General features: G+C 49.7%; 11 protein-coding genes. 7 read left to right on the forward strand and 4 right to left on the reverse strand.

Features of this window, described 5'->3' with window-relative positions; genetic code table 11:
* Nucleotides 1-43: 43 nt before the first annotated feature.
* A complete protein-coding gene (locus HPT30_RS24135; protein ID WP_376767059.1) occupies nucleotides 44-1,012 on the reverse strand; it encodes an MraY family glycosyltransferase in 969 nt (322 codons plus the stop codon).
* Between the two features lie 181 nt (nucleotides 1,013-1,193).
* Between HPT30_RS24135 and HPT30_RS24140 the strand changes: the two genes are divergently transcribed.
* The 6 genes from HPT30_RS24140 to HPT30_RS24165 all read left to right on the forward strand — a co-directional run bounded on the left by HPT30_RS24140 (nucleotide 1,194) and on the right by HPT30_RS24165 (nucleotide 6,585).
* Nucleotides 1,194-1,901 (forward strand): YjjG family noncanonical pyrimidine nucleotidase, encoded by a 708-nt coding sequence (locus tag HPT30_RS24140; RefSeq protein WP_175373864.1) that lies wholly within the window; start codon nucleotides 1,194-1,196, stop codon nucleotides 1,899-1,901.
* A gap of 52 nt (nucleotides 1,902-1,953) precedes the next feature.
* On the forward strand, nucleotides 1,954-2,769 hold the full coding sequence (locus HPT30_RS24145) for an AAC(3) family N-acetyltransferase (protein ID WP_175373865.1): 816 nt from the start codon (nucleotides 1,954-1,956) through the stop codon (nucleotides 2,767-2,769).
* Nucleotides 2,770-2,879: 110 nt separating this feature from the next.
* On the forward strand, nucleotides 2,880-3,812 hold the full coding sequence (locus HPT30_RS24150) for a manganese-dependent inorganic pyrophosphatase (protein WP_175373866.1): 933 nt from the start codon (nucleotides 2,880-2,882) through the stop codon (nucleotides 3,810-3,812).
* A gap of 149 nt (nucleotides 3,813-3,961) precedes the next feature.
* A complete protein-coding gene (locus tag HPT30_RS24155) occupies nucleotides 3,962-4,399 on the forward strand; it encodes an RrF2 family transcriptional regulator (RefSeq protein ID WP_175373867.1) in 438 nt (145 codons plus the stop codon).
* Between the two features lie 158 nt (nucleotides 4,400-4,557).
* Entirely contained in the window at nucleotides 4,558-5,211 is a 654-nt protein-coding gene (locus tag HPT30_RS24160; protein WP_175374043.1) for a nitroreductase family protein, read from the forward strand.
* Nucleotides 5,212-5,475: 264 nt separating this feature from the next.
* Nucleotides 5,476-6,585 (forward strand): Glu/Leu/Phe/Val family dehydrogenase, encoded by a 1,110-nt coding sequence (locus tag HPT30_RS24165; RefSeq protein ID WP_175373868.1) that lies wholly within the window; start codon nucleotides 5,476-5,478, stop codon nucleotides 6,583-6,585.
* Nucleotides 6,586-7,316: 731 nt separating this feature from the next.
* On the opposite strand, the gene HPT30_RS24170 is transcribed toward HPT30_RS24165, so the two are convergent.
* Both HPT30_RS24170 and HPT30_RS24175 read right to left on the reverse strand, forming a co-directional pair.
* The gene (locus tag HPT30_RS24170) at nucleotides 7,317-8,924 is read right to left on the reverse strand and encodes an S-layer homology domain-containing protein (RefSeq protein ID WP_175373869.1); all 1,608 of its coding nucleotides are present in this window, start codon (nucleotides 8,922-8,924) and stop codon (nucleotides 7,317-7,319) included.
* A gap of 168 nt (nucleotides 8,925-9,092) precedes the next feature.
* Nucleotides 9,093-9,800, reverse strand: a complete 708-nt coding sequence (locus HPT30_RS24175; RefSeq protein WP_246317426.1) for a peptidylprolyl isomerase — start codon at nucleotides 9,798-9,800, stop codon at nucleotides 9,093-9,095.
* 209 nt (nucleotides 9,801-10,009) lie between these two features.
* Here HPT30_RS24175 and HPT30_RS24180 point away from each other — a divergent pair, with 209 nt between their 5' ends.
* Nucleotides 10,010-11,233, forward strand: coding sequence for an MFS transporter (locus HPT30_RS24180; protein WP_175373871.1), 1,224 nt, complete (start codon nucleotides 10,010-10,012; stop codon nucleotides 11,231-11,233).
* Between the two features lie 93 nt (nucleotides 11,234-11,326).
* Here HPT30_RS24180 and HPT30_RS24185 read toward each other — a convergent pair whose 3' ends face one another.
* Nucleotides 11,327-11,941: a hypothetical protein gene (locus HPT30_RS24185; RefSeq protein WP_175373872.1), complete on the reverse strand. Its 615-nt coding sequence runs from the start codon at nucleotides 11,939-11,941 to the stop codon at nucleotides 11,327-11,329.
* Nucleotides 11,942-11,961: the final 20 nt, after the last annotated feature.

The raw sequence follows: 11,961 nt of genomic DNA on the forward strand, positions 1-11,961 counted from the left end.
ATCTAATGTTCCTCCCTGGCTACCAGGGAAGGCAACTGCGGCCTTAAGTCTGGATCAGCAGCAGAATGATGGATGACAGCGACAGGCAGATGCTGATCAAGCACAGAACAGCAACAACCTGCTTCTGGTTCAGCCCTGCCCGGAGCAGGCGGTAGTGAACCTGGGTGGCATCCGCTTCATAAATGGCCTTGCCCTGGATGAGACGGCGAATGACAACAAAAATGTTGTCGAAGATGGGTACGCCCAGCGCCAGGATCGGGATAAAGATCGAGAGCACAGTCGCCTGCTTGAAGGCACCGTCCAGCGCAATCACGGCCAGTATGAAGCCGAGGAAGGTGGCCCCTGCATCGCCCATAAAGATTTTGGCTGGCGGCTTGTTATAGCGCAGATAAGCCAGTGTCACGCCCACCAGCGCAATGGCCATGATGGCTGAAGACGATTGGCCTTTGGCCAGGGCCACTACGAATAGGGTGATGGCCGAGATGGTTGTCAGCGCACCGGCCAGTCCATCCATACCGTCCGAGAAATTAATTACGGTCGTCACGCCGAAGATCCAAAGGATCGTCAGCAGGAACTGCAGGATCACCGGCAGAACGATATAATCGCCGGAGAATGGATTGTAGAAGCCGGTAAAGGCATTACCGGACAGGTAGACCAGAATGGCTGCGGTGACCTGAACCAGCAGCTTAGGCAGTGCAGGGAAATCCTTGCCTTTGGTCTTGTACCAGTCGTCTATTGTTCCTATGGTCAGAAGCAGAACGCCTCCTGCGAACAAGGCGACGGTCTCCATGTTGAATTCACGGGCAAATGCTAAGTAAGTAATGAAGAATCCAAGGAAAATAGCGTAGCTGGCAGTAAGTGGAATAGGCTCTCTATGTATTTTGCGTTCAACATCTTTTCTTGGCTTGTCCACAAAATCAAGCCTGAAAGCCAGCCTGCCCAGCGGAGGAATCAAAAAATAGACGATGAGAAACGACACCAGAAACGAAAAAACGTATAAAATAACGCTCACCACCGTTGATTATTTTGAAAACACCCATCTTTTCGAAGTATACCGTAAAAAGGGACAGGTTGTCGATTATATGCTTCATTTGACATTTTTTGTTACGTTAGAATCTTGTCCAGGACCCCCGTCATTGACTTGCCCGGAACCCTATAGTACCTTTGGGAAAAGACGTTTTCGGGAGGACTTTATGAACTACGAGGTTATTTTATTCGATGCGGATGATACGTTATATGACTACGGGATGGCAGAAAGCCATGCGCTGAGTCATACCTTTGCTCATTTCGGTCTGCCGACCGGAGCACAGGATTATGCGGCTAGCTACCAGGAGATCAATCATGCGCTGTGGAAGGATCTGGAGCGGGGAGAAATCAGCGCTGCGGCGCTGCGGGTAGAGCGTTTCAATCGGCTGTTCACTGCTCATAGCCTGGCCCTTGACCCGGAGGCGTTCAGTGAAGCGTACCTGCGCTATCTGGGAGAAGGGACTTTTCTGATCCAGGGAGCGGTGGAACTGTGCGAGGCACTTGGAGACTGCCGTCTGGCGATTATCACGAACGGTTATAAAGAGGTGCAGACGTCCAGAATTCAGGGTTCGCCGCTCAACAATGTTTTTGAGGGGATCATTATCTCCGAAGAGGCCGGATGTCAGAAGCCGGAGACTGGTATTTTCGATTACGCTTTTACCAAGCTTGGCATTACAGATAAGGCATCGGTACTGATTGTTGGGGATTCTCTGACCTCCGACATCCAGGGCGGCATTAATTACGGTATTGATACCTGTTGGTTCAACCCGCTGAATAAGCCTAATACTCTAGGCATCAAGCCCAAATTCGAAATCAGCGATCTATCGGAGCTGCTGGCGATTGTCGGGCATGGCGAGACGCCTGCGATCCTCTAGCGGACGGTTCATGACTTGAGGCTTAGGCCCGGAAGACAAGGAGGGAAGCAAATTGCATACGAAAGAAAGTTTGATGAAGCAGCTGCAGGTGCTCGGAATTGACCCGCGGGGAACCGTTCTGGTGCATTCATCCTTGAAAAGCATCGGGCAGGTTGAGGGCGGTGCCGACACCGTCCTGGATGCCTTGAGTGAATATATGACGGACGGGCTGCTAGTATTGCCCACCCATACATGGGCATATATTAACGCTGAGAATCCGCATTTCTCTGTTGCAGATTCGCCGTCCTGCGTCGGTGTATTGCCGGAATTGTTCCGCAAGCGTCCCGGCGTAATTCGTTCCTGGCATCCCACCCACTCCGTTGCGGCGCTGGGTACGGAATCGGCTGAGTTCACCGCCGGGGATGAGCGGTGGGATACGCCTTGCGCCCGCGGCTCTGCCTGGGGCAGGCTGCTGGACCGTGAGGCGGATATTATGCTGCTGGGCGTAGACCTGCGGCGCAACACATTCATTCACGGTATCGAGGAATGGCTGGATATTCCGGGCCGGATGACTGATGATCATGAGGATCTAATCACTGTGACGCCCGGCGGTGAGAGAATCGCCGTACCTTCCCGCAGGCACTGTGGCCTATCCTGGTCGGAGCATTTCTGGAAGGTGGAGGGGGTGCTCGAAGACGGAGGGGCCCTGCGTAGAGGCAGTTTTGGTGATGCCGCGGTGATGGTGTGTGGAACCGTGGAGACTACGGAACTGCTGAGCCGAATGCTGCGTGAGGAGCCGGACCTCTTCTCGGACAACGAGCCGCTGAACGGGGAGGACAAGCCCTTGCCCCTGCCTAAGACCAAACGTACACAACCAGTGTACCGTTAGATCCCGTGAAAAAATATTGCTCGTCCGTTTCGGTCAGGGGAACCAACTGGCTAGTCCCTACCATTGTATGGTATATTAATCTCACATAAACCAAAGTAAGGAGATTGGAAATGGAAAAAACATTGGTCTTTGGACACAAAAATCCGGACACGGATACAATCTGTTCGGCAATTGCCTATGCTGCACTGAAGAAAGAACTGGGCTGGGATGCTGAGCCGGTTCGTCTTGGAGAGGTTAATGGCGAAACCCAGTTTGCGCTGGATCATTTCGGAGTGCAGGCTCCTCGTCTGGTGGAGAATGTTGCTACCGAAGCTAAACAGGTTATTCTGGTTGACCACAACGAACGTCAGCAAAGCGCGAACGATATCGATCAAGTGCGCGTTGTCGAAGTTATCGACCACCACCGGATCGCCAACTTTGAGACTGCACATCCGCTCTACTACCGTGCAGAGCCAGTGGGTTGTACAGCGACCATCCTCAACAAGCTGTACAAAGAAAACGGTGTTGCCATTCCAAAGGAAATTGCTGGTCTGATGCTGTCTGCCATTATTTCCGATTCCCTGTTGTTCAAATCTCCTACTTGCACGGCTGAAGATGTAGCTGCAGCCCGTGAGCTGGCTGAAATCGCCGGTGTGGATGCAGAAAGCTATGGCCTCGACATGCTGAAGGCTGGCGCAGACCTTAGCGACAAGAGCATTGCCCAACTGATCTCTCTGGATGCCAAGGAATTCAAGATGGGTGAATATAAAGTCGAAATCGCACAAGTGAATGCGGTTGACACCAATGATGTCCTTTCCCGTCAAGCTGAGCTGGAAACTGCACTGACCGCTATTATTGACGAAAAGGGGCTCGATCTGTTCCTGTTCGTGGTTACGGATATCCTGAACAACGATTCCATCGGGCTAGCTCTAGGCCGCGTAGCTGGTGCTGTAGAACAAGCTTACAATGTGAAGCTGGATGACAATAAAGCTGTTCTGAAGGGCGTTGTTTCCCGCAAATCGCAAATCGTACCTGTGCTGACAGAGGCGATTGCCAAGCTGTAGGAAGCTTTAGCCATACAAGAACAATGTGCATGGATATAGAGCTCTGCCGTACCCTTTTGGGTAGCGGCAGAGCTTTTATTTTGCCAAAATAGTGATTGAAGCCTATACTTAGAGCATAAATAGAGATCACATCAGAAAGAGGGGCCATCATGACAAAGACGAGAAATACAGGATCTCTGCAGTACAAGTCGTTCGGATTGGCGCTTCAGGCCATGGTTATTCTCGCCCGCAAAGCTACGACCTGCTCCAGTTGTGAAATGGCGGAGCTATTAGATTCGGAAGCTACCGCATTAAGACGCATTCTAGCCAGTCTGGTCCGCGATCAATTGCTTGTGACAAGAGAAGGCCGGGACGGCGGATATATATTGAACAAGGCTCCGGAAGATATTACGCTGGCAGAGATTTACAGGGCACTAGAAGTAGGCGAATCACGCAATAAGGCTGTGAGTGAAACCATATGCGACTCTAAATTCGGCAACCGAATGAAGGAGGCATGCGATGATATTCTGGATGAAATGGACCAGAGTGTAGTCGCGGTGTTGGAGCAACATACACTTGCAGATTTGGCAGCCAAAACCGATTGTTGACAAAGGCGTTTTTCCTGAATTATACTGTGCATATAAAATTACAGTTAAATCTGATGACATAGATTCAAGCGCAGCAGGGGAAGACACAGAGATATTTTTTTTGTGATAAACTGTGTATTTAAGGGCACAGAAATAGGATAGGAAGAGGAGGCGTTATGATGACAACAGAATTAAAGGTAGGGCAGGAATTTAAGAAGGTGATTTCCGAGCGGCGCTCCGTGCGTAAATACGACTCATCCTGGAAAATTTCCAAGAAGGAAATCGAGGAGCTTCTCAATGAGGCCATTTTGGCACCTTCATCCTCCAATCTTCAGCCATGGCGCTTCATCGTGATTAACGACCAGTCGTTGCAAGAAAAATTGCTGCCGATTGCTTATAATCAACAGCAGGCTGTGGATGCATCGGCTATAATCGCCGTTCTGGGTGATACCGAGGCTTATCGCAATGTGCATACAATCTATGATAAGGCGCAGGCTGAGGGATTCATCACGCCAGAAATCAAGGAAACGATGGTCAACAACACCTGGAATAATTATTCCAGCTTCAGTCCGGAACGGCGCAGAAATATCGCCCTAATCGACGGCGGTCTGATCTCCATGCAGCTTATGCTGGCAGCAAAAGCTAAAGGCTATGACACTGTTCCTATGGGTGGATATGATCCTGTTGCTTTCCGTGAACTGTTCCAGATTCCGGAGCGTTATGTTCCCGTAATGCTGATCGCGCTAGGTAAAGCCGCTGCTGAAGGACGGCCAACCACAAGATTGCCGCTCGAACAAGTGACATATTGGAATGAATTCCAAGGGGAGAAATAATTCTACCTTGTAAACATAAATAACAGCCGACCGGTGAAATCCGGCCGGCTTTTTTGAGTTTTTTAATTTGACTACGGCTCGGTGAAAGGCAGTCATGTTTTTTCATTCGGAAAATTCTATGATCCTGACAATACAGGGTTTGGTCCCATCACCACTATTGGGTATGATCGCCGTGTTGTATCACATTGACATTTTTCTCCGCTTATACTAGCTTTGTTAGGGTAGCTTGGAACAACTAGATCAAGAGACAGGAGACTTGAAGACATGGAATGGTTTGCAGCAATGGAACGGGATGACTACGAGGAGTTGTTATTCTGTCAAGATAAGGCATCAGGCCTGAAAGCGATAATTGCGATTCATGATACTACCCTCGGGCCAGCACTAGGGGGTACACGGATGTGGACGTATGCTTCTGAAGAGGAAGCTGTCATAGACGCCCTTCGCCTTGCCAAAGGGATGACCTACAAGAATGCCGTATCTGGATTGAATCTGGGCGGAGGTAAGACTGTAATTATCGGCGATCCGAAAAAAGATAAAAGTGAAGCCATGTTCCGCGCTTTCGGGCGATACATACAAGGATTGAACGGCCGTTACATCACGGCTGAGGATGTAGGTACAACGGAAGAAGACATGAACATCATCTATCAGGAGACGGATTATGTCACCGGTACCTCGCCAACCTTCGGTTCCTCGGGCAACCCTTCGCCTGCCACAGCATTTGGCGTTTATCAGGGAATGAAGGCAGCAGCCAAGGCGGCTTTCGGTACGGATTCACTGGAGGGCAAGACGATTGCCGTTCAAGGTGTTGGCAATGTCGCTTTCAATCTGTGCAAGCATCTGCATGAGGAAGGCGTTCAGTTGATCGTGACGGATATCAACAAGGAGGCAGTCAGCCGTGCTGTTGAAGCTTACGGTGCGAAGGCGGTTGATCCTGATGAGATTATCGGTGTAGCGTGTGATATCTATGCGCCGTGCGCATTGGGGGCGACTCTGAATGACGAGACCCTGCCACTGATCAAGGCCAGCGTTATTGCTGGTGCGGCGAATAATCAGTTGAAGGAAGCGCGGCATGGTGATGCGCTGCATGAGATGGGCATTGTGTATGCACCGGATTATGTGATCAATGCTGGCGGTGTTATTAACATTGCTGATGAATTGAACGGGTATAACCGGGAACGTGCCTATCAGCAGGTTGCAAAAATCTACGACAACATTACCAAAGTGCTGGAGATTTCGCGGCACCATGGAATTCCAACTTACGCTGCAGCCGACCGGCTTGCAGAGGAGCGGATAGCGTCTCTCAAAAATACCCGCAGCACATTCCTGCAGAACGGGCATCACACCCTCAGCAGAAGAAATCTGTCGGCAAGGTAATCATTTTCCTTGTAAATAATCGAATTACTGCTTTGAAAATAGAGGGGGTCTCAAGCGCCATGAAATGGCTGATTGGGAGCCCCTTCATATCTAGTACGGGGATCGGTGTGAGAGTTTAGAGTGGATGCTGCGCGAAGGGGGCATTATTCCAATTGCTGATGATTGCGGATTTTGTTTGTTTTTTCTGTAACTACCTTCAAAATCTCTGCTTGCTTCGTGTTGCCGCCAAGTAACGGACCCCAGAGGCTTTATTGTCTATCTATTCAATCTTTCATGAAGATAACGGACTCCAGAGACCCTATGGGCAGAAATCCTGCCCAAGATCCGCTACTTGGGAGGAAATAACGTCACCTGAGTCCGCTAGCTGCTTAAAAAGAAGTTTTATGCGAAAATAACGACGATACGGTCCGTTAGCTCCTATATGGGAGCTCCCCAACCACGAGCACTCCAATGTTAGGTCACAACCGCGAGCACTCCAATGTTAGGTCACAACCACGAGCACTCCAATGTTAGGTCACAACCGCGAGCACTCCAATGTTAGGTCTCATCCGCGAGCACTCAATGTTAGCTCCATACGATATCTTGAACCGATTGGGTCGGTTGTGTTGATGAAGTTGTTTTGTAGAGACTTTCAATTCAGAAATCAGGCTTTAACAGTGGTTGGAAGACCCCCCCGATCCGTGGCGGCACAATCCAGTCATATCCCTAACTGTCCTCTGAATTCCACATCTTTAGAAAGCATAACCATAATATTTCTCGGCATTCCTCAGGCTCGTCCAAATATCTGGACTTTCTCCGCCAATGTACCAATAGGCGACACCAGCTAATTTTTTATTAGCGACAACGTTATATTTGGCAATTAAAGAGCGCCCGTCTTCCAACCAAATTGTGTGTTTAATAGCATTTTTCGTGTAGCTAGCAACATATTGGCCCAAGGCATCATTCCACACCGGTCGCATGGAATAGATGCTGATCCGCTGGTTCTGCTCAGGAAACGTTATATATTGTGATGAGGACACTGTTCCATTTGGCAGGAGCGTCCAGTCCCGATTATAGAATGGCATCGCTAAGATGACCTTTTTACTAGAGACGACCTTCAGTAGAGTATCTATTGCGTTTGTAATATAGGGAAGCGAAGCATTAGAGCCAGGATAGAGACTGCTTTCGTAATGCTCATCGTACCCCATGATGACAACATAATCGGCTTGTTTGCCAAGAGCAGCATAATCGAATGCCTCAGTCCAATCAGTTCCAAGATCAGGTGATACATCTATAGACAGTGTAGCCCCCACGGTATGCAGCTTCTCCGCCAATAATGTAATGAATTCAGTGAAATACCGCCGATCAGCACCATCTACATTTTCAAAATCAATATTAAGCCCATCAAGGCCATATTTACTCACCATAGCTACTAATTGCGTAATGGCTGTATTTCTGGCAGTAGTGCTGGACAACAGTTGATGCGTAGCTTCTTGATCGGATCGATTACCGGCCATTGCCCAAATCTTTTTATGGTTACCCTTTGCCCACGAAATCAGTGAGGTTTCCGTTAAATCCGATACGACCCCGTCCTTCCCTGCAAAATACCAACGTGGAGACAAGGTGTTCACATCGGATTTTAGGATATCACGCTCATATTCTGCAGTGGATCCATACTGCCAACCGATGACGATTCCTTCGTTTGGTGCACGCTCAAGTGCAGCAGCCCAGTTTTTATTTTGTAACACCCGATACATCAGTACAGCGGCTTCCTGCCGGGTTATGGCTTCCGTAGGCCGGAAATATCCGGTTTCATCGCCTTTCATTAATCCTAGCTTACTAACGGCAGCAACAGAACCGCTAGCCCAAGCAGCGATATGATTACCATCCTTGTAGGTTGTCAGATTACTAGAATTCACATTGGTTTGTTTCAAGGCTTTTGCCATCCAGACAGCGGCCTCTTGTCTTGTCACTGCTTGTTTAGGAGCAAAAGTAGTCGGTGAGGTTCCAGTTGCCAAGTTCAACTGCACAGCAGTTTGGATAGAGCCGTAATACCATGCGTTTTTCGCTACATCTCTAAAGGATGTTACTGGACTGGCCACAGGATCAAGCTTTAGCAAACGTTCCAGGATCGTTATAAATTCGGCTCTAGTAATAGACTCTGCCGGTGAAAAATTCGTTAATGAGGTTCCTGTAATAATCTTTTTATTATATAAATCGATAATTTCGTCTTTAGCATAGCTGGTGCTTATATCTTCAAAAGGCGGCAGTTTATCCGCCAACATAGGCTGACTCCAGGAGCTTGTTGCGTAAATGATAACGATGGCGGCAAATATGAATCTACTGAATATGCTCTTCACGAGATTCCTCCTATTGATATCAATTATAAAATTGTATCAAAGATTGAATCGTTATTCATTGATGAGATATTGGTAGATTACAGGTCTCATAAATAATAAGAAACCCGGCAGCGCTCACGGTAAATCTTACCGCTAACGTTCTGCCGGGTTTTTGTTGATTTAATGGTACTACTGTACTTTTTGTGGTTCCGGATACGTGACGCCAAGGGTATCGACAGTTACCTTTTTCATGACCGGTGGATGTTCTGGCCGATCAGAGCTGTCGCGGGGCAAATTCACGATGGCATCTACCACTTCAAGACCTTCTGTGACCTTGCCGAATGCAGCGTAGCTTCCATCAAGATGTGGAGCATCAGCTGTCATGATGAAGAACTGGGAGCCTGCGGAATTGGGATCTTGCGATCTGGCCATCGACAGGACACCTTCCGTATGTAGCAGGTTGTTGTTGAACCCATTGCCGGAGAATTCGCCAGCGATGCTGTAACCCGGTCCACCCATGCCGGTGCCGTCAGGGTCGCCACCCTGAATCATAAAGCCTGGAATGACCCGGTGGAAGATGGTTCCGTCATAAAAGCCCTTTTGGATCAGGGAGATAAAATTGTTGACGGTGTTAGGAGCAACCTCAGGGTACAGCTCGGCCTTGATGATTCCGCCATCAGCCATTTCGATGGTTACTACAGGATGGCTTGCAGTGTCAGAGGGAAGTCCGCTGCCCTCGGCGTTGTTTTGTGATGTGGTGGTCTCCTGTGGTGCTGCCGTTTCCTGTGCGGTATTGCTGGTCTGATTCCCCGTCTGATTGCCTGCAGCGCTACTGCTATTATTGGCTGCTGGCTTCGCACCACAACCGGATACTACAATAAGCAGCAGGGACAGCATTACCAGAAGGATGGCAGGATTCTTTCTTGTCAACTTCACCTTTTTATTCGCTCCTTTAGCTTGAAAAATCATTGTCTTAGCCTATAATAACCTCTTTGTCCCGCTGCATGCAAAAAAATGCTGGTCCCGTACTGGGGATTGGCACCTGTTGCAAAGAGGTTTACAATAGTAGGATGCTTCCAAGGAAACGCTGAAAGGACGTGTACTTGATGAACTTTTCGTGGAAGCGGAACCTGATCGTGCTTTGGGTAGGGGTTTTCTTTTGCAGTACGGCATATTCGATCTCGATTCCGTTCCTCTCTATTTTTCTCTCCGATGAGCTTGGGGTAACGAACCATTTGGAGATCTGGTCCGGTATCAGTTTCGGCATTACATTTCTGGCCAGTGCTCTGATCGCACCGTACTGGGGTTCTTTGGCTGACAAATACGGTCGCAAGCCGATGCTGATTCGCTCAGGATTCAGCCTGGCCGCGCTGTATCTGATTAATTATTTTGTGCATGATCCATACGTCTTTCTGCTTGTGCGTATTCTTCAAGGTCTGCTGGCGGGATTCATTCCTGCGGCCATTGCCATGGTAGCAACCAATACGCCCGAAGAGCGGACCGGTTATGCCCTCAGCATAATGTCTACGGCAGGGGCAACCGGAAGTATCATTGGGCCGCTGATCGGCGGTGTGGTGAGCTATTATTCCGGGAACCGGAGCGCGTTCCTGTTCTCTGCAGTGATGGTTTTGGTCTCAGCACTGACCGCTACCTTTTTTGCCCATGAGCAGAGCATTGACCGCTCTGCCCCAAGATCCCATGTCCGGGACGACATCAGGGAAGCGGCGAGCAACCGTGTGTTCATCACCCTGCTTGTCTTGGGAGGAATCAGTACGTTCTCCGTGATGATTCTGGAACCGCTCATCCCGATCTATCTGCTCAGTATGGGTGTAGCTAAGAGTCATGCCTCTCTCAGCTCCGGAATTGTCTTCTCCGCGGTCGGCATTGCTACCGTGCTGATGGCGCCGCAGTGGGGGCGCATTGGTAGCCGCAAGGGCTTTGGAGCCATCTTGTTCATCGGCTTGATCGGCGGAGGGATCGGCAACATCCTGCAGTTTTTCGTCTCGGGTTATGTGGAATTTGCCCTGCTGCGCTTTGCCTATGGCTTGTTCTACGCCGGAGTGCTGCCTTCCATTAACGCCATGATTGTACAGGTGACCGAGTCGTCCTTCCGTGGCCGGGCGTTCGGACTGAACCAATCTGCTTCCCAGCTTGCGACAATGGCAGGCCCGATTGTTGGCGGCCTGTTGGGAGGACTTATTCCAATCCGCTGGGTATTTGTTATTAACGGGCTGATGCTGCTGGGTGCAGCGCTGCTGGTGAAATCGCGCAGACTGGAGGCTAGGCTATCGGAGGTTGGTCATCCAGGCACTTCCGCTTCATCGCAATAATTGGCTGAAGCACCTGGACCAGGCTGCCTACCCTATAAACGCCGCCAAGACGGTTAGTCTGGCGGCGTTTAACTTTCATGGAGATTCTGATGGTTAGTCTTCTTCTCCCTGTGAACCATTCAATACATCGATTCCCGGCATGGCATCAATTGGGGGAGAGACAGGGTCGACGGGAGTTCCCGCTTCTAGATCATCTGCATCCGGGATGTCCTCCAGCGGTTCCTCTTCGTCGTAGTCGATCTCTGCTGAAGTCTCGTTCTCATCTGCATAATCAATGGTTGTTCCGGTCAGGCCCGCTGCGTCGGCCGCCAACACAGCGTCAGATTCAAGCAGATCATCCCGCTTTGGTGCTGGAGAGGCTAGAATCGGACGCTCGCGACTTTCTCGTTGGCGAAGTTCCGGCTCCTGAACGTTCAGGCCAATATCTGCGGCCAAATATTCATCCCCGACCAATACCGGGTCCGATCCTTCATCGATAACCCCGTCAAAATCTACGGGGATGGCTCCGACGCGCCTGTGGATGGCAAGCGCTGATTCCAGCGGGACCCGGTCTTTTGGGGTAGGCTCTCCGCTGTTGCCCCGCGTGGTTATTGTTCCAACGGGACGAATAACGTCTGTAGGAATCTCCTCTTCAGGAGAGGTATCGCGGCTTGAACGATATCGTTCGTAAGCGAAATCGGCTTCTGTCTTATTGAATTCATTGCCCATGCATCTCAGCTCCCTAAATA

The organism is Paenibacillus agri (assembly GCF_013359945.1).
Classification (GTDB): domain Bacteria; phylum Bacillota; class Bacilli; order Paenibacillales; family Paenibacillaceae; genus Paenibacillus_AQ; species Paenibacillus_AQ agri.